The sequence below is a fragment of the Sphingomonas sp. Ant H11 genome (genome assembly GCF_000797515.1).
Taxonomy (GTDB): Bacteria; Pseudomonadota; Alphaproteobacteria; order Sphingomonadales; family Sphingomonadaceae; genus Sphingomonas.
Map to the genome: position 1 here is coordinate 91,079 of NZ_JSBN01000007.1, position 15,268 is coordinate 106,346.

At 65.7% G+C, this 15,268-nt stretch carries 21 protein-coding genes and 1 pseudogene; 8 read left to right on the forward strand and 14 right to left on the reverse strand.

Annotated elements, in window-relative coordinates:
* Nucleotide 1: 1 nt before the first annotated feature.
* Nucleotides 2–1,234 carry an FMNH2-dependent alkanesulfonate monooxygenase gene (ssuD, locus tag NW75_RS02165; RefSeq protein ID WP_197057688.1) on the reverse strand — a complete coding sequence of 411 codons (1,233 nt, stop codon included), beginning with the start codon at nucleotides 1,232–1,234 and terminating at the stop codon, nucleotides 2–4.
* On the opposite strand from ssuD, the gene NW75_RS25720 reads away from it, so the two are divergent.
* The 3 genes and pseudogenes from NW75_RS25720 to NW75_RS02175 all read left to right on the forward strand — a co-directional run.
* On the forward strand, nucleotides 1,229–1,519 hold the full coding sequence (locus NW75_RS25720) for an IS3 family transposase (RefSeq protein WP_002578487.1): 291 nt from the start codon (nucleotides 1,229–1,231) through the stop codon (nucleotides 1,517–1,519). The genes ssuD and NW75_RS25720 overlap by 6 nt on opposite strands.
* Nucleotides 1,516–1,773 (forward strand): IS3 family transposase, encoded by a 258-nt coding sequence (locus NW75_RS27625; RefSeq protein WP_331385957.1) that lies wholly within the window; start codon nucleotides 1,516–1,518, stop codon nucleotides 1,771–1,773. The genes NW75_RS25720 and NW75_RS27625 overlap by 4 nt, the downstream gene beginning before the upstream one ends.
* Nucleotides 1,677–2,375: pseudogene (locus NW75_RS02175) on the forward strand (IS3 family transposase); the annotation flags it as partial. The gene NW75_RS27625 and the pseudogene NW75_RS02175, both read left to right, overlap by 97 nt.
* Before the next feature lie 156 nt (nucleotides 2,376–2,531).
* Here NW75_RS02175 and NW75_RS24205 read toward each other — a convergent pair.
* The 3 genes from NW75_RS24205 to NW75_RS02180 form a co-directional block, all read right to left on the reverse strand.
* Nucleotides 2,532–2,672, reverse strand: coding sequence for a hypothetical protein (locus tag NW75_RS24205; RefSeq protein WP_197057689.1), 141 nt, complete (start codon nucleotides 2,670–2,672; stop codon nucleotides 2,532–2,534).
* 111 nt (nucleotides 2,673–2,783) lie between these two features.
* A complete protein-coding gene (locus NW75_RS25725) occupies nucleotides 2,784–3,089 on the reverse strand; it encodes an alpha/beta fold hydrolase (RefSeq protein ID WP_231564890.1) in 306 nt (101 codons plus the stop codon).
* Nucleotides 3,071–3,772 (reverse strand): alpha/beta fold hydrolase, encoded by a 702-nt coding sequence (locus NW75_RS02180; protein ID WP_231564891.1) that lies wholly within the window; start codon nucleotides 3,770–3,772, stop codon nucleotides 3,071–3,073. Before NW75_RS02180 ends, NW75_RS25725 begins: the two co-directional genes overlap by 19 nt.
* Before the next feature lie 120 nt (nucleotides 3,773–3,892).
* Here NW75_RS02180 and NW75_RS02185 point away from each other — a divergent pair, with 120 nt between their 5' ends.
* A complete protein-coding gene (locus NW75_RS02185) occupies nucleotides 3,893–4,789 on the forward strand; it encodes a LysR family transcriptional regulator (protein WP_033963494.1) in 897 nt (298 codons plus the stop codon).
* A gap of 6 nt (nucleotides 4,790–4,795) precedes the next feature.
* On the opposite strand, the gene NW75_RS22625 is transcribed toward NW75_RS02185, so the two are convergent.
* Nucleotides 4,796–5,392: a CGNR zinc finger domain-containing protein gene (locus tag NW75_RS22625; RefSeq protein WP_081988592.1), complete on the reverse strand. Its 597-nt coding sequence runs from the start codon at nucleotides 5,390–5,392 to the stop codon at nucleotides 4,796–4,798.
* 129 nt (nucleotides 5,393–5,521) lie between these two features.
* Here NW75_RS22625 and NW75_RS02195 point away from each other — a divergent pair, with 129 nt between their 5' ends.
* The 4 genes from NW75_RS02195 (at nucleotide 5,522) to NW75_RS02210 (ending at nucleotide 8,594) form a co-directional block, all read left to right on the forward strand.
* Nucleotides 5,522–6,490, forward strand: coding sequence for an alpha/beta fold hydrolase (locus NW75_RS02195; protein WP_033963445.1), 969 nt, complete (start codon nucleotides 5,522–5,524; stop codon nucleotides 6,488–6,490).
* Nucleotides 6,491–6,637: 147 nt separating this feature from the next.
* Nucleotides 6,638–7,027 (forward strand): nuclear transport factor 2 family protein, encoded by a 390-nt coding sequence (locus NW75_RS02200; protein ID WP_033963446.1) that lies wholly within the window; start codon nucleotides 6,638–6,640, stop codon nucleotides 7,025–7,027.
* Nucleotides 7,027–7,800: an SDR family oxidoreductase gene (locus tag NW75_RS02205; protein ID WP_033963447.1), complete on the forward strand. Its 774-nt coding sequence runs from the start codon at nucleotides 7,027–7,029 to the stop codon at nucleotides 7,798–7,800. The genes NW75_RS02200 and NW75_RS02205 overlap by 1 nt, the downstream gene beginning before the upstream one ends.
* A gap of 17 nt (nucleotides 7,801–7,817) precedes the next feature.
* Entirely contained in the window at nucleotides 7,818–8,594 is a 777-nt protein-coding gene (locus NW75_RS02210; protein ID WP_033963497.1) for a haloacid dehalogenase type II, read from the forward strand.
* Nucleotides 8,595–8,879: 285 nt separating this feature from the next.
* Here the strand turns inward: NW75_RS02210 and NW75_RS02215 are convergent, their stop codons facing one another.
* From NW75_RS02215 to NW75_RS02255, 9 genes are all read right to left on the reverse strand, one after another.
* Complete coding sequence (locus tag NW75_RS02215) at nucleotides 8,880–9,605, reverse strand: cytochrome c biogenesis CcdA family protein (protein WP_033963449.1); 726 nt, start codon at nucleotides 9,603–9,605, stop codon at nucleotides 8,880–8,882.
* Nucleotides 9,606–9,608: 3 nt separating this feature from the next.
* Nucleotides 9,609–10,007, reverse strand: coding sequence for a thioredoxin family protein (locus tag NW75_RS02220; RefSeq protein WP_033963451.1), 399 nt, complete (start codon nucleotides 10,005–10,007; stop codon nucleotides 9,609–9,611).
* A gap of 76 nt (nucleotides 10,008–10,083) precedes the next feature.
* Entirely contained in the window at nucleotides 10,084–11,079 is a 996-nt protein-coding gene (locus NW75_RS02225; RefSeq protein ID WP_231564896.1) for an ABC transporter permease, read from the reverse strand.
* Nucleotides 10,962–11,912, reverse strand: a complete 951-nt coding sequence (locus tag NW75_RS24885) for an ABC transporter ATP-binding protein (RefSeq protein WP_231564892.1) — start codon at nucleotides 11,910–11,912, stop codon at nucleotides 10,962–10,964. Before NW75_RS24885 ends, NW75_RS02225 begins: the two co-directional genes overlap by 118 nt.
* Nucleotides 11,905–12,909, reverse strand: a complete 1,005-nt coding sequence (locus NW75_RS02235) for a 3-oxoacyl-ACP synthase III family protein (RefSeq protein ID WP_231564893.1) — start codon at nucleotides 12,907–12,909, stop codon at nucleotides 11,905–11,907. The genes NW75_RS24885 and NW75_RS02235 overlap by 8 nt, the downstream gene beginning before the upstream one ends.
* Before the next feature lie 50 nt (nucleotides 12,910–12,959).
* Nucleotides 12,960–13,664, reverse strand: coding sequence for a 3-oxoacyl-ACP synthase (locus tag NW75_RS02240; RefSeq protein WP_137902398.1), 705 nt, complete (start codon nucleotides 13,662–13,664; stop codon nucleotides 12,960–12,962).
* A 163-nt stretch (nucleotides 13,665–13,827) separates the two neighbouring features.
* The gene (locus NW75_RS02245) at nucleotides 13,828–14,379 is read right to left on the reverse strand and encodes a cytochrome P460 family protein (RefSeq protein ID WP_033963503.1); all 552 of its coding nucleotides are present in this window, start codon (nucleotides 14,377–14,379) and stop codon (nucleotides 13,828–13,830) included.
* Between the two features lie 62 nt (nucleotides 14,380–14,441).
* The gene (locus tag NW75_RS02250) at nucleotides 14,442–14,990 is read right to left on the reverse strand and encodes an NADPH-dependent FMN reductase (protein ID WP_269430251.1); all 549 of its coding nucleotides are present in this window, start codon (nucleotides 14,988–14,990) and stop codon (nucleotides 14,442–14,444) included.
* Nucleotides 14,965–15,213 (reverse strand): DUF1348 family protein, encoded by a 249-nt coding sequence (locus NW75_RS02255; RefSeq protein ID WP_033963455.1) that lies wholly within the window; start codon nucleotides 15,211–15,213, stop codon nucleotides 14,965–14,967. Before NW75_RS02255 ends, NW75_RS02250 begins: the two co-directional genes overlap by 26 nt.
* Nucleotides 15,214–15,268 lie beyond the last annotated feature (55 nt).

Here is a 15,268-nt window from a genome sequence, read left to right on the forward strand (position 1 = left end):
CTCACGTAACGCGCCCAGCGGCACTCTGCCCCGCAATTGGGGGGAGCAGCGGGCGGACGGGCGGCAATGCCTCAACCGAGCGGTTGGGTAGGTTCAGCTTGGGGAAGAGCAACTCGGCGACGCGGTACGCCTCCTCGATATGCGGGTAGCCCGAGCCGATCACCGTATCGATCCCGATATCGGCATATTCCTGCAAGCGCTCGGCGATGCTGTCGGGGCTGCCGACCAACGCGGTGCCCGCACCCGTGCGGACCAGCCCGATGCCGGCCCACAAATTGGGGGCGAGTTCGAGATTGTCGCGGCTGCCCTTGTGCAACGCCTGCATCCGCGCCTGGCCGACCGAGTCCGAGCCCTTGCTCAGCATTGCCTGGAACTGCTCGATCTGCGCATCGGAGACGTGCTGGATCAGATCGTGCGCGGCGGCCCAGGCGGCATCATCGGTTTCGCGGACGATGAAGTGGATCCGCAAGCCAAAGCGGATCGTGCGCCCGCGCTTGGCGGCGCGGGCGCGGACGTCGTCGATCACTTCTTTCAGTTGCTGCGGCGGTTCGCCCCAGGCGAGATAGACGTCGACATGCTCGGCGGCGATTTCCCGCGCGATCTCGGAGGATCCACCGAACCACACCGGTGCGTGCGGGGTTTGCACGAACGGGAAATTGAGCTGTCCGCCGGTGATTGACAGATATTTGCCTTGCTGCGTGACCGTGTCGCCGCGCGCCAGCTTGCGCCAGATGTCGAGGAATTCGGCGGTCTGTTCATAGCGTTCGGTATGATCGAGATAGATGCCGTCCTGTGCCAGCATTCGCGGGCTGCCGCCGGTCACGACGTTGAGCAGGGCGCGCCCGTTGCTCAGTCGGTCGAGCGCGGCGGCCTGGCGGACCGCTTCGGCGGGGGCGGTGAGACCGGGGCGCAGCGCCACCAGCAGTTTCAGGCGCTCGGTGAACGGCGCGATCGACGCGGCGGTGATCCAGGCGTCGGCACAGCCCGCGCCGGTCGGCATCAATACGCCGTAGAAGCCAAGCCGATCTGCGGTCACCGCCACTTCGCGCAGATAAGCAGGCGTCGGCGCGCGTTCGCCGATCGGCGAGGCGAGATAGCGCGCGTCGCCGCCCGAGGGGATGAACCACAGGAAATCAAGCGGAGTGCGTGGCTGCGATACGACTTGGATTGAGCTGCTGCCGGTTTCGTGGACACCAAGATAAGGTGTTTTCGGAACCGGAGGGTGTAGATGCAACGACGGAAGTTCAGCCGAGAGTTCAAGCTCGAGGCGGTGAAGTTGGTCCGAGATCGCGGCGTGGCGGTAGCGCAGGCCGCGCGCGATCTGGACCTGCACGAGAACGTGCTGCGCAAATGGGTCCGCGAAGCGGAAGCTGATCCCCAGTCGGCGTTTCCGGGCAACGGTCAGATGAAGCCCGAGCAGCAGGAGATTGAGCGGCTACGCCGCGAGTTGGCCCGGATGAAGGCCGAACGTGACATCCTAAAAAAAGCCGCGGCCTACTTTGCCAGGGACTCGATATGAAGTTCGGGTTCATCGCAAAGCATCGAGGGATCTGGCCGGTGTCGTGGCTTTGCGGGGCGCTCGATGTCTCGCGCAGTGGTTTCCACGCCTGGCTCGTACGCGCGCCAAGCGCCCGGTCGCTGAGCGACGAAGCGTATGCAGGGAAGATCCGCGCCAGCTTCATCTCCAGCTACCGAACCTATGGCGCGCGTCGCGTCTGGCACGATCTCTTGGCCGAAGGCTTTCATGCGGCCTGCATCGTGTCGAACGGCTGATGCGGATGCACGGCCTGATGGCGCGGCCTAGGCGCCGCGGTCTGCCCAAGGATCATGGCGAACGCTCGGTCATCGCGGGCAACGTGCTCGATCGGCAGTTCAGCGCCGACGCGCCGAACCAGAAGTGGGTGGCCGACTTCACCTACATCTGGACCGCCGAAGGATGGCTGTACGCGGCCGCAGTGATCGATCTGTTCTCGCGGCGGGTGGTCGGCTGGTCGATGAGCGACACGATGACGGCGCAGCTCGTCACCGATGCGCTGGTCATGGCGATCTGGCGGCGCGGCAAGCCCGATGCGCTGCTGCATCACTCCGACCAGGGCAGCCAATATACCAGCGAGCAGTTCCAGCGACTGATGGCCGACAATGGCGTCACCTGCTCGATGAGCCGGTCCGGCAACGTCTGGGACAACGCGGCGATGGAGAGCTTCTTCTCCTCGCTGAAGACCGAACGGATCGCGCGCAAAACCTACCGCACGCGCAATCAGGCAAGGCAGGACGTGTTCGATTACATCGAACGCTTCTACAATCCCACGCGCAGGCACTCGACCTTGGGCTATCTCAGCCCCATGGACTTCGAGAAGCAGGCTCATGTAGCCTAACTTGGTGTCCATGGGACCGGCAGCAGCTCACCCGCAACCAACGATACTTGCAATCACCCTGTCGCTAGAGCGGCAGGGCTTTTTGCGTTTGTTGCAACCCACAGAATACCCGCGAAGTCGCCCTGTACGGCGAAGCGCCGAGCAGGTCGTCGGTACTCACCCGGCTTCGCCAAGCGCACCGCGCGACGCAAGCAGACCGATGGCATTGGAATGGTTAAAGCGCAGCTCGGGTGTATCCTCGATCGGGATCAGACGTTCGTCTGCGGGGATTTCCAAATTCTGCTGGAAAGCGATCATCTACTCGGTGTCAGACGGCTCAAAATTGAACCGTTTTACCGCAGCCTTGCTTCCAATCGGCGAAGAGCAGCGCCGATCGACCACGGTGAACGGCGGTCAGCACGGAGATGCCTACGGCAGGCGGTCGAGAAAGCCGAGCATCGCTGCTGCAATTTCGGGGGCATGGGTCTCCAGCGCGAAATGGCCAGCCGGGTAGGAATGAACCTCGGTCGATGGGACCAACGTTCGGAAAAGGTCACGTCCTTTGGTTGTGAAGATCGGATCATTATCGCCCCACACGACCAGCGTCGGCAACTGCCTGGCTTTCAGGAACGCCTGCCACGCGGGGTAGAGTTCGACATTGTGCTGGTACTGGTAGAGCAATTCGACCTGGATCCGGTCGTTGCCGGGACGGTCGATTAACGTCTGGTCGAACACCCAGCGTCCGGGTTGATCCGGTTGGTACGCGTTACGCCCTCGACATATTGGAACTTGGTCGCCTCGGGCGTGAAGGCACCGCGAAAGACCTTTTCGGTTTCGGGTGTGCGGTTCTTCCAGGCCGCCGCGAAGCCACCGACGATCTGCGGGTTCCAGCCTTCCACATTGGCGACCGCATTCTGCACGACCAGGCCGCGCACACGTTCGGGGTGCAGGATGGCGAGGCGAATGCCGACCGGGCCGCCATAATCCTGCATGTAGAGGACATAGCGCGTCAGCCCGATCGTCGCCGTGAGCTCGTCGACGACATTGGCAAGGGTCGGGAAGTCGTAGCGGAAGGCCGCGGCGGATGGCGCGCTTGAATGGCCGAAACCGGGATAATCCGGCGCGATCACATGATATTTTGTAGCCAAAAGCGGGATCAGATCGCGGAACATATGGGAGGAACTCGGAAAACCATGGAGCAGCAGCACGGTTGGTGCCGTGACGGGGCCGGCCTCGCGGTAGAAGATGTCCAGCCCGCGCACCTTGGCAGTATGATACGTGACACCGGGTGCCGTCGCGACCGTAGCGGCGGCGGCCACGCCCGGCGTGTTGGCGAAGCTGCGGTCGGCAGAAGGGCGGCGGCGACTGCGGCCATAGCAAAATTCTTCATCATCGATCTCACTGACTGGGAAGGCCAAAGGGGCAGGGCGCGTCGCACCGCACCCACCATCTCGCCGATCCCCGCAATGTGCGGTCTTTCGATATCACCATCTATCCACTATTTATGAGAACTGGCCTCCCGAAATATGGAAGAGATCATGGACCGATTCGAGTCGATGGCGGCGTTCGTCGCGACGGTGGAAGATGGAGGATTTTCTGCTGCCGCTCGACGGACCCGCATGCCGCTCGCTACGATCAGTCGAAAGGTCTCCGACTTGGAAAATCTGCTCGGTGTCCGCCTGGTCAACCGGTCGGCGCGGGGGATATCGCTGACCGAAAGCGGCCAGTCCTATTATTCCGAATGCCGCCGCCTACTGGACGAGCTGGCCGAGGCCGAGCGCGCGGCGTCGGGCGAGTATCGCACACCGCGCGGCGAACTGGTCATCACCGCGCCGATCGTGTTCGGGCGCATGCATCTCGTGCCGATCGTGGTGGACTTTCTGCGCGCTTATCCCGAGGTCACCATCAGCCTCAGGCTGACCGACGAGATCGTACATCTCGGTGACGAGCAGGTAGATCTCGCGGTCAGGATCAACCGGCTCCCCGACAGCAGCATGGTCGCGACCACGATCGCGGACATTCGGCATGTCGTATGCGCGAGCCCCGCCTATCTCGCCGAGCGCGGCACTCCGCTGCATCCGGCGGATCTGGCCAGCCATGATTGCGTGTCCGGCAAACTCCTGTCGACACCCGATGGCTGGTCGTTTCGCATCGGCAAGGTCATCAGGCCGTTCCCGATCCGACGTCGCCTCGCCGCGACAACGGCCGAAGCGGCGATCGAGGCGGCTATTGCCGGGGCCGGCCTGGCACGCGCGCTCCACTATCAGGTCGCCGAGGCGGAGAAAGAGGGGCGGTTGGTGACCGTGCTCGGCAGGTTCGAACCCGACCCGACGCCGCTCAGCCTGATCCATTCGAGCGCTCGGCTCGTGCCGCTCAAGCTGCGGGCGTTTCTCGACTTTGCGGGGCCGCGCCTGAAGCAGCGCCTGGCGGACTAGCTTGCCTTAGTCCGCACGAGCGACCGCCTTCCTGCCGCGATACTGGGCCACCTTGTCGCGATTGCCGCACAGCGCCATGGTGCACCAGCGTCTGCGGTTGTTCTTGCCAACATCGTAGAACTGCATGGTGCAGGCCGGGTTGTCGCAGTGGCGCAGTCGCTGATGTTCGTAATTGCCCAGGAACTGCGCGAAATGCCAGGCGACTGCGCTCGCGACCGGCGGCCCGGCGAACTCGACATGCTCGTTCAGCGCGATGGTGTCACCGGTATCAACGATTCGACGCCTGATCGCGGAGTGCTGGATCAGGTGATTTATCGTCGCAATCAGGTCCCCCGGAAGCGGCTTGGACGCCGCGAGCCGGTCGAACGCGTCCGCCAGTTGTGCGCGCAGGTCCTGCAGGGCGGCCGGATCATCGGGCGCGTTTGCGAGGGCAGTTTCGATATTGGCCTGCCTGGCCCAGCGTTCCAACGCCGACGCGTCGCCGATCAGGTCTAGCGCGGTGCCCTTGATGACGGGCGTGGTGTTGACGAAGTCGATCCACAGGCTGCCGCCCAGAAAGGGCATTCCTTCGCGAAATTCTCCCGAAAACGGTTTCTGGTGCATCGGCTCGGTATCCTGTGTCCGCCGCCATGCGGCGACGCAATCCTTGTAACCGATAAAATCGTTCTTGACAGGTGCCTTTTAAAGAGACACCGTTAAATGGTAATTACAACGGTTACAAGGAAAGCCCCCATGACCAAGCCACTCAGTTCCACCGCCGGCGCGCTGCTGGCAACTTCGGCCGCCGCCCTGCTTGCCGCGACCCCACTTCCTGCAGAAGCGGCACCCGCCGCACCCGCATCGACGCAGACCTTCTACCGCACCGCGACGGTCGATGGCCTGAAGGTCTTCTATCGCGAAGCGGGGCGCGTCGACGCGCCGACCATCGTGCTGTTGCACGGCTTTCCGACCTCGTCGCACATGTATCGCGAGCTGATCCCGGCGCTGGCCGACACGTTCCACGTCATCGCGCCTGACTATATCGGCTTCGGTCAGTCTGCCGCGCCGTCGAACACCGAGTTCACCTATAGCTTCGACAGCCTGACCTCTCACGTCACGGGGCTGCTCGATCAGCTGCACCTGACCTCCTATGTGCTTTACATGCAGGATTATGGCGGGCCGATCGGCTTCCGCATTTTCGCCGCGCACCCTGATCGGGTGAAGGGTTTCGTGATCCAGAACGCCAACGGCTATCTCGAAGGCGTCGGCGACATGCCCAAGCAGGTGTTCCTGCCGCTTTGGGCCAAGCGCGACGCAACGACCGAGGCGGCGGCGCGGACCTTCCTCAAGCCCGAGACGACACAGTTCCAGTACAGCTTCGGCGCGAAGGACCCCGAAGCGATCAGTCCGGACAATTGGGTGCATGACCAGGCATTGCTCGATCGGCCGGGCACCGATGCCTATCAGCTTGATCTGCTTTCCGACTACAAGACCAATGTCGCGCGCTACGACAGCTGGCACGCCGCATTCCGGAAGTACCAGCCCAAAACCCTGATCGTGTGGGGCAAGAACGACCCGTTCTTTATCCCGGCCGGTGCCGAGGCGTTCACCAAGGACCTCCCCAAGGCCAAGCTCGTCTGGCTCGACGGTGGCCATTTCGCGCTTGAGGAAAACGTGCCGCTCGTCGCCAGGGAGATCAAGATCGCCTTTGCCGGGCACTGACACCCAACGCTGTCCGGCAAAGCGTTGCCGGTGCGGTTCTGTCTCCCCGTTGGAACCCGCCGGCAACGCACCCCTTGTTCCGGTTCGCCAGCTATTGTCCGGACACACGTTCGGCGCGGGTGGACCGTCAGACGGATCGAAAAAGACATGAGCATCAATCGCGACACCGTCGCGTCCTTTTATGCGGCACTGGCCGCCGGCGATGCCGGAGCCGCGCTGGGCACGATGGCGGAAGACATCAACTGGGTCGGCATGGACGGCTGGCCCTATCGCGCGACCGGCCGCGGTCCGGAGGCGGTTGCCGAAGGCATCCTCGCGCCGATGATGGCCGACTGGGAGCATCTGACGGTGACGCCCGCGAGCATCCTCGACGCGGGCGACGTTGTTGTCGCCACCGGTCGCTATGGCGGCGTTCACCGCAGCACCGGAAAGACGCTCGATGTCGCGTTCGCCCATCTATGGGAGGTTAACGATGGCAAGCTGGCAGGCTTTCGCCAGTTCACCGACACGCTGCTCGTCGATCGGGCGATGCGGTGATGGTTGCGTCTCGCACTGTCATCGTCACCGGCGCGAGCCGCGGCATCGGCCGTGCGACCGCGATCCGTCTGGCGCAGGATTTCGACCTCGTCGTCGCGGTGGCCCGCACCGAAGCCGATCTCGAGGATAGCGCCGCGCACATCCGCGCGGCGGGGGCAAAGGCGCTGCCGATCGTGCAGGACCTGCGGGACCCGAATGCTGCCTCGAACGTGATCGCTGGCACACTCGCGCAATCGGCAACAATCGACGCGATCGTCAACATCGCCGGTGCCGTGCCGCAGGCCGAGTTGCTGGCGATGACCGACGCGCAGTGGGAGGAGGGGCTTGCGCTCAAATTCCATGGCGCGCGCCGTCTTGCCACCGCGGGCTGGCCGCATCTCGCGGCCTCGCGCGGTTCGCTGATCTTCATGTCGGGGGCCACCGCCGAGGCACCCAAAGCGCTGCTCGCCGGGGTCTCCGCGATCAATGCGGCGATCTCCGGCCTGGCCAAGGCCTTTGCCGACCGCGGCATCGCAGACGATGTGCAGGTCAACACCATCCTGCCCGGAGCGGTCATGACCGGTCGGCGCCTGGCGATGATCGAGCATTTTGCCGCAAGCCGTAACCTAGCGTTCAAGGACGCGCTGCAGGTCTATGCCCGCGAAGCCAACATATCGCGGTTCGGCCAGCCCGAGGACATTGCCGCGCTCATCGCCTTTGCGCTGTCGCCGCCGGCCCGCTGGATGACCGGATCGAGCCTGCGGATGGACGGCGGCGAAACCAAATCCCTGTGACCAGCAGAAAGCCAATCATGCCCGACCGCCCGACGTCACCTTCGCTCTCGCGCCGCGACGCTATCGGCGCGCTGGCGTTAGGCGCGGCGATTCTGCCCTCCGCCGCGCGGGCCGCACCGACGACGTTCGTCGATGCGATCGCCTTCGATGGCTTCCCGATCTTCGACCCGCGCCCGGTGGGGGCGCTGGCGAAACGGCTGTTTCCCGATCGCGGCGAGGCGCTTGCACAGCAATGGAACGCCAAGCTGTTCGGTTATGCCTGGCTCTACACCTCCGCCGGGCAATATGCCGGGTTCGATGCGCTCGCGGATGCGTCCCTGCGCTATACTGCGGAGGCGCTGCACCTCACGCTCAGCGACCGTGATCGCAGCGCACTGGTCGCCGCTTATGCCGAGCTCGATCTCTGGCCGGATGTTCGTCCGGCTCTGATGAAGCTGCGCGCTGCCGGTGTTCGGCTCGCGTTTCTGTCGAACCTCAGCGAGGAGACGCTGCGCGCCAACATGGCGCGCGGTGGCATATCCGCGCTGTTCGAACAGGTGCTGAGCACCGACCGTGTCCGCCAGTTCAAGCCCGCCAGGGCGGCCTACGCCATGGCGCTTGACGCGTTCGGCCTGCCCAAGTCGCGGATCGGCTTTGCTGCCTTTGGCGGCTGGGATGCTGCCGGTGCCGCCTGGTTCGGCTATCGGACCGCCTGGGTCAACCGGCTCGGCGTCCCGCGCGAACCGATCGAGCCGGGCCCGGCGATCGTCGCGCCCGGGATGGAAGCGGTGCTGGCCCTTGCCGGTATTGCCTGACCACAATCGCGCGATCGAGCTGAAAGAGCTTGGCTGCGGGTTCCGATCCTGTTGGCTCATACCGGGCCGACCCGGCCAGCGTCGCGCCTTCGCGATCGCCGCGATAAGGCGTCGAAAGGGACGCGGCGAAGTCGTGATCGTAGCGGCCGACTGTCCAGATCTTGGGCGGGTGACGCCGCTCGATATGGCGCAGTCCCGCTTGCTGAAATGCGTTCTCGCCATCGTGCCGCGATAGGTGATCGGCATGCTCCGAAGCGTTCGGAGGAGGGAGGTCTGGACCGGTGGCTAGACGGAGGTCGTCAGATCGGTCAGCCAATCCGGAGAGATGCTGACCACCAGCCCTTCGAACATCCGGTCGCCACCAGTCAAAATCAGCAGGCCGACCAGGACGAGCAGGCCGCCGAGCACGCGCTTGCCGCCTTGTCCGGTGCTCATCAACCGGCCGCGCCAGCGCGACAGGAAACCGCGCGTTGCGGTCGCGATCAGCAGCAGCATTGTCGCAATCCCGGACCCGAAGGCGGCCATTACCAGCGCGACCTCCGTCAGATTCTGGCCTTGCGCGGCGAGCACCGTCGCGGCACCCAGGGTTGGCCCGACGCAGGGGCTCCACACCAGCCCGAGCAAGACGCCGATACCGGCCTGTCCGGCCAGGCCGAAGCGCTCGAGCCCTGACTGCCGCCGCCCCGCCCAATCGGCGAGCGGTGCCGCGACACGCGCAAGCAGGTCCTGCGCCTGCGGCACCAGCAACAGGACACCGATCAGGAGCAGGAGGATAGCGCCTGCCTGGCGCACGATCTCACCGTCGAAACCGGAGGAGGCACCAAGCACCGCGACCGTGAAGCCGACCAGCGTGAACGAGGCAACCAGCCCGAGCGCGAGCGCGAACGGGCCCCATTTATGGCGCTGCGCGGCGCTGCCGATCACGATCGGCACCAGCGGCAGCACGCAGGGTGACAGGATCGTAAGTGTTCCGGCTGCGAAGGCGAGCAGGGGGCTGAGGCCATTTGCCATGGGTCAGCGGCCGGTCGCAGCGAGGAGGTCGGCGATCTTTGCCTTGTCGGTCATGAAGGCGATTCGACCGGTTTCGCGGCGGCCGTGGAACGCGATCAGCGTCGCCTGTTTGGTGACCCCGAAACTGCGCCAGACGTCCTTCTGCGTGTCATAGTTGATGCGAAAGACGATCAGCTTGGGATAGGCTTCCGGCGTCGCGAGGCGCTTGATCGTGCGCGCCTGCGATCCGCAAACCGGGCACCACCAGGCATGGACGTCCAGCAGGATTGGGCGGCCCTGCGCCTGCGCCGCTTCAAAGGCCGCACGGTCGAAATCCGCGAACTCGGCGGCCTGGACCGGCATGGCAGCGAAAAGTGCAACGGGTGCGGCGAGGGCAATGGTGGCAGTGCGAAGGAACGACATAGTGAATCTCCCGGATCGACCCAGCAGGGTCTTCACCTCCCATTCGGTTTGACTGGCGGCCCGGTTACAGCGCAGGTCAGTCGAGCTGGCGTGCCTGCGCGAGCAGTGCGGTGACGGTCGCGGCGAGCAGGAACAGGATCATGGGCCCGCCCTGCGCCAGCACCTCGGCCGCTCCCGCTCCGCGCAGCAACGCCGCGCGCGCGGCGCAAATGAAATGGGTGAGCGGGAAGGCATTGCCGATCCAGCGTGCCCAGGGCGGCAAGGTCTCGAATGGATAGAGAAAGCCCGACAGGAGCATTGCGGGCAAATAGAAGGCGACGGCACCCTGTAATGCCGCGAGCTGGGTTCTCGCCCTGACCGAGATCGCATAGCCGAGCGCGACGTGCGCCGCTGCGAACAGCGGCAGCAACACGACCAGCGCCGCGACGCTGCCGCGCGTCGGCAGGTCGAACAACATGACACCCGCTGCCAGGACCAGCAGGCCCTGTACCGTGCCGATTGCTGCATAGGGCAGGAGCTTGCCGAGAAAGGTCTGGGCGGGGCCTATCGGCAGGCCGAGCAGCCCCTCCCAGCTGCCGGATTCGCGGTCGCGTGCGAGGCTCAGGCTGCCGAGCATGACCATCGCGATCATCACCGTCACGCCAATCAGCGCGGGCAGGAAGGTCCAGTCGGCGCGCCCGCCGGGGTTGTAGAGCCGCTCGACGGCGATACCGGGGCCGCTATCGGCGGCCTCAGCGCGCTCGGCCAGCCCGCGCCAATAGCCGCCCTCGATCCGCGCGACCGCAGCATTGGTCAACGCGGCATTCGTTCCGTCGACGACAATGCGCAACGGCCGCTGGATCTGGGTGGGGTTGGCGAACGAGCGGAGCGCGGGCACTTCGATGCCGATCAGCGCCCGTCCGGCGCGCACTGCCGCTTCGGCGGAGCCGGGACTGGACGACCCGGTGATGACGGTCAGCCCCGGCAGGCGGTGCAGCGCGCGGGCCGCGTCAGCGGCATTGGCGGGCGTTGGCGCAGCGATCGCGACGCTGACGCTCGTCGCGGTCGGGCGGATCGCATAGCCGAACAGCAGCACCTGCAGCGCCGGCACCAGGACCAGCAAGGTGAAGGTCGTACGCGAGCGCACCAGCGCAACACCTCGACACGGGCGACCGCCGCGATCCGTCCGAGCGCGATCACTGATCGTCTCCGGGGGCGAGCGCGGCGACCGCTGCCTCCAGCGTTGCGGCTCCACTTTTTTTCGATCAACTCCGACGGCGCGATCGGGCCCTCCACCTGGCCGTCCCGGTAGTGCAGGATCATGGGGCAGCGCTCGGCCTCGGCCAGGTCGTGCGTCGCGATGACGACGCCGTGGCCGCGTCCGGCCAGTTCGATCAGCCAGCGCCAGATATCGGTGCGGGTGACGACATCGAGACCGGCGGTTGGCTCGTCGAGCAGCAACAGCGGTGGTGCGTGAAGCATCGTCGCGGCGAATTGCACGCGCCGGCCCCAGCCGCCGGAAAGGCGCTCGAACCGCGTTGCGAGGACAGGGGCGAGGCCCCAGCGCGCCGCCGCCGTTTCGACGTGCCCTTTCGCATCGAGCAGCCCATGGACATCGGCCCGAAACCGCAGGTTCTCGGCGACGGACAGCTCGGGGTAGAGCGAAAGCCGTTGCGGCATATAGCCGATCCGCGCGCGGCGCGCGGTGCCAGGGTGCCGGATGTCGTCGCCGACGATGGTGCCGCTGCCAAGGTCCGGCCGGAGCAGTCCGGCGAACATCCGCAGCGTCGTCGTCTTGCCGCCGCCATTGGCACCGACCAGACCGACGATCGCGCCCGGCATCAGGCGCAGCGTCACATCGCGCACCACCGTGCGTGACCCGTAGCTTTTTGCGAGGCCGGCGACGTGGATCAGCGGTTCAGCCATGCTCATAGACAAAGCCGCCATGCATATATTTGGTCGCCTCGGCCCCAAGGATCAGCGCGCGCGTGCCGCTGGCAGGGCGAGCCTCGCGAAGCTCGGCGAGCGCAAGCCAGATCGCCGCCGAACCGGTATTGCCCAGCCGGTCGGCGTTCACGAAGAAGCGCTCGACGGGCAGTCCGAAATGCGTGGCGCTGTGTGCGCCAATCCGGCCGCTCACCTGATGTGGAATGATCGTGTCGACGGCGTCGAGCGCGACGCCGTGCGCGGCCGCAGCGTCCCGGCCAGCATCGAACAGCAGCGCGCCCGACGAAAGGATCGCGGCGAAATCATGATCGAACTCGCGGCCGCCCGCGCTGCGCATCTGCAGGCCCGGCGCACGGCCGAGCCCAAGCGCGCCGAACCATGCGGCCGCGACGCTGTCGCCGGTGCTCGTCGCCGGCCCAAGGATGATCGCGCCGGCACCGTCGCCCATCTGCACCATGTTGACCAATTGCCCCGAATCTTTCGCGACCCGGCCGGGGTCGAAGAACAGCGAGCCGGTCTCCGATCCGACGATCGCCACCGGCCGGGCCTCTGGTGCCGCCAGCAGACCGAATGCGATCATCAGGGCGTTGGCAAAGCCCGTACAGGCCTGGCGCAATTCGAGATGCGGACCGCGATAGTTCAGCCGATCCGCGACAAAGGCGATGTTGCCCGGCAGCGGCTGGACGGGGGTCGCGGTATGACCGATCAGATACCCGATATCATCGATCGCTAGGTTTGCCTCCGACAGCGCCCGGGCGATCGCAGCAGCCGCGAGGTCGGGATTGGCCTGGCCGGGGCGGGCGGCCTCGGTCGCGGCAGTGAAATCGCGGCAGACATGACGAGTGTTGATGCCCATGCGCCGCGCTACCGCCAGCGCCTCGCGGCGGCGCGGAAGGTCGAACCGCGCTGCGATCCGGTCGAGCAGCTGATCGGTCGATACCGCCTGGTCGGGCAAGGCATGGCCTGTGCCAAGCACCGCGACTCTTCCGCGCGACAGCCAAGTTCGATCCTGGGGTGTCGGCGCGGTCATGCCACGAGCAGGCCATCCGGCAGCCGTCTGATGTCGCGGTCGAGCGACACGGGATCGACTTGCATATCCGCAAAGGCGTCGCGGGCGAGCAGCAGGATATCGGCCAGCCCGTCGCGCGCCGCCGCGGCGGCGTTTCGCAGCGCCCGAGCCGATCCCGTTTCGAGCGCGAGCCTGCGCGCCACGCGCACATGGCGCGCTTCGTCGCGGTGGATGCGCCGCAGGACCGAAGCGACCTGGGGGTCGGCAGCGATCGGCCCGCCGGTTCGCAGCAGTCGGCCGAACATCGTACAGACGGCGGCGTCGAGCGCCGCGATCCGGGCGAGATGCAGTGCGGTGCCGCCGCGGACCAGCCCGATATGAAATCGACGAGCCGCTTCGATCTGGAACGCATCCTGCCTTGCCTCGGGCAGGCCGCGCTCCAGGTGTCGGATCAGCATGTCATGCAGGCGTTCCTCCTCGGCGATGGCACGAAGGGCGGGCGCGGCGCGATCATCCCCGGCGTGGCATGTGGCAAGGCCGTCAAAGGCCATACCGGCCGCTTCTTCGCCGCATCCAAGGAGTGGAAGCAGTGCCGCGAGGGCTGCGGCCGAGCGGGCGTCGAGCGCGACCCGCAGAGATGGAGAAGCGGGTTGCTCGAGACGACGCGCGACGTTGAAGCAGCGCGGCCGGCTTGCGCCGCCACTCCCCGGAGTATCGTTCACATCGCGGTCCTTCGCCCGACCTACCTTGGGTCTCGCCGTCTAGTTCGCCCGTTGCGGCTGATCGGTTACAGGAACCGAAAAGGGCCGCGTCACGGTAGCTCGGCGGTCCGTCCGGGGGGATCGGGCTTGGCGCGACGTCAGGGACGGTCAGACTGGCGGAGGGCTATTTGCTGGCATCGAAGGTGCCCGCTTTTACCGCGATAGGTTTGGCCGTCGGGTAGAACTGGACGAACGTCGTCTCGACTGCGGCGTGCTGCTGGTGACAGACATAGCAGCTCGCCGAGGTGGGGAGCACTTTCGCGGGCTTGTCGCCCTCCGCTTCGAAGAACCCCCAACCGGTTGGAAAACGTTTCGCGTCGCGGATGTGAAACTCGAGATAGGCGCGCTGTTCGGTCTGGAACTGCCCCGTCCGGTTGATCGAGCCGTTGGTCGCGCCGCGGCGGCCTTCCTTCACGAAGATGGTGCCCTGCGGCCAGTGTCCGGTCGCCTTGAACACACGCCAGGAGGCCGGGTCGACAAAGACATTGTCGAACGTATCGTGCCCGGCGATCGGCTCGTCACCATAGTTCATGTTCAACCCCGATGTCAGGAAGATCCAGTCGCGATAGTCGGCCGGGACCACAAGCTCGCCAGCACCGTTATAGCGGGGCACGTCGCTTGCGTTCGCGGCACCAATGAGCAGCAGTGGTGTCAGCAGCTTGAGTGCGCGTATCATGGTCATGGTCCTGTTCTATCGTTGGCTGGAGCGGTTGGCGGGATTCCTGTTCGGTTGCGTTGTCATGGAGAGTTCGTCCGGCGTGTGGCCGCAATGAGCGCCGCCAAGGCATCTGTCAGCATTTCCTTGATGGTCGGGCGGCATGGCGCTGCGTTCGGCAGCGGGATCGTGACCGACGCCTTCTCGACGACCTGCGCCGACATGGTCGACAGGATTTCGCGCAGTGCGGCATCGGCATGGTGCGCGCGCGGTGCGGCGTTCAACACCGCGACTGGCATAGCCGCGAAAGCCTCGCACGAAACCAGCCAGTCGAGCGCATTTTTCATGACGCCGCTGACCCCATGGGCATATTCGGGGCTGGCGATGATCAGCGCATCGGCTGCCGCGACCCGGCCCCGGAACGCCGTGACTGCCTGTGGTGGGGGCGACTCCAGATCGGGATTGAACAGCGGCAGTGTTTCCAGCGACACGATTTCGACGGCGACGCGACGGGCGCGCGTGCCGCGATCTCTCGAAGGAGCGCTGCGTTGACCGACTGCCTGCGAAGGCTGCCCGACAAGGCGACAATGCGTATTGGCCGGACCATCAGCCCGCGCCGACCAGGCGGGGATGTCCCTCTGGCCGTGGGAGCGGGGCGATCCACAGGAAGCGGCGGTCGCTCGCTGCGATCGGCATGTCGTTCACAGATGTCTCGCGGCGGCGCATCAGGCCATCATATTTGCCGGTGAAGGTCCAGCGGTCCTTGACCAGGCGATATTCCGTCGCGCGAACCTTGAGCCGCGCGGGCTCTCGGGTGAAGGGTGGCAGCGGCGCGCGGGGAAGCTCGACGGTCATAGAGAATCTCCACGGGCAGCGGGCGCGTCGCGCAGCACCGGATGCGTCGGCGGGC

Coding starts and splice junctions, on each gene's coding strand:
- NW75_RS02185 (WP_033963494.1), top strand. CDS start 3,893: ATGGACCGATTCGAGTCGATGGCGGCGTTCGTCGCGACGGTGGAAGAT.
- NW75_RS02255 (WP_033963455.1), bottom strand. CDS start 15,213: ATGACCGTCGAGCTTCCCCGCGCGCCGCTGCCACCCTTCACCCGAGAG.
- NW75_RS02220 (WP_033963451.1), bottom strand. CDS start 10,007: ATGTCGTTCCTTCGCACTGCCACCATTGCCCTCGCCGCACCCGTTGCA.
- NW75_RS02215 (WP_033963449.1), bottom strand. CDS start 9,605: ATGGCAAATGGCCTCAGCCCCCTGCTCGCCTTCGCAGCCGGAACACTT.
- NW75_RS02195 (WP_033963445.1), top strand. CDS start 5,522: ATGACCAAGCCACTCAGTTCCACCGCCGGCGCGCTGCTGGCAACTTCG.
- NW75_RS02210 (WP_033963497.1), top strand. CDS start 7,818: ATGCCCGACCGCCCGACGTCACCTTCGCTCTCGCGCCGCGACGCTATC.
- NW75_RS24205 (WP_197057689.1), bottom strand. CDS start 2,672: ATGATCGCTTTCCAGCAGAATTTGGAAATCCCCGCAGACGAACGTCTG.
- NW75_RS22625 (WP_081988592.1), bottom strand. CDS start 5,392: ATGCACCAGAAACCGTTTTCGGGAGAATTTCGCGAAGGAATGCCCTTT.
- NW75_RS02200 (WP_033963446.1), top strand. CDS start 6,638: ATGAGCATCAATCGCGACACCGTCGCGTCCTTTTATGCGGCACTGGCC.
- NW75_RS02245 (WP_033963503.1), bottom strand. CDS start 14,379: ATGATACGCGCACTCAAGCTGCTGACACCACTGCTGCTCATTGGTGCC.
- NW75_RS24885 (WP_231564892.1), bottom strand. CDS start 11,912: ATGGCTGAACCGCTGATCCACGTCGCCGGCCTCGCAAAAAGCTACGGG.
- NW75_RS27625 (WP_331385957.1), top strand. CDS start 1,516: ATGAAGTTCGGGTTCATCGCAAAGCATCGAGGGATCTGGCCGGTGTCG.
- NW75_RS25720 (WP_002578487.1), top strand. CDS start 1,229: ATGCAACGACGGAAGTTCAGCCGAGAGTTCAAGCTCGAGGCGGTGAAG.
- NW75_RS02205 (WP_033963447.1), top strand. CDS start 7,027: ATGGTTGCGTCTCGCACTGTCATCGTCACCGGCGCGAGCCGCGGCATC.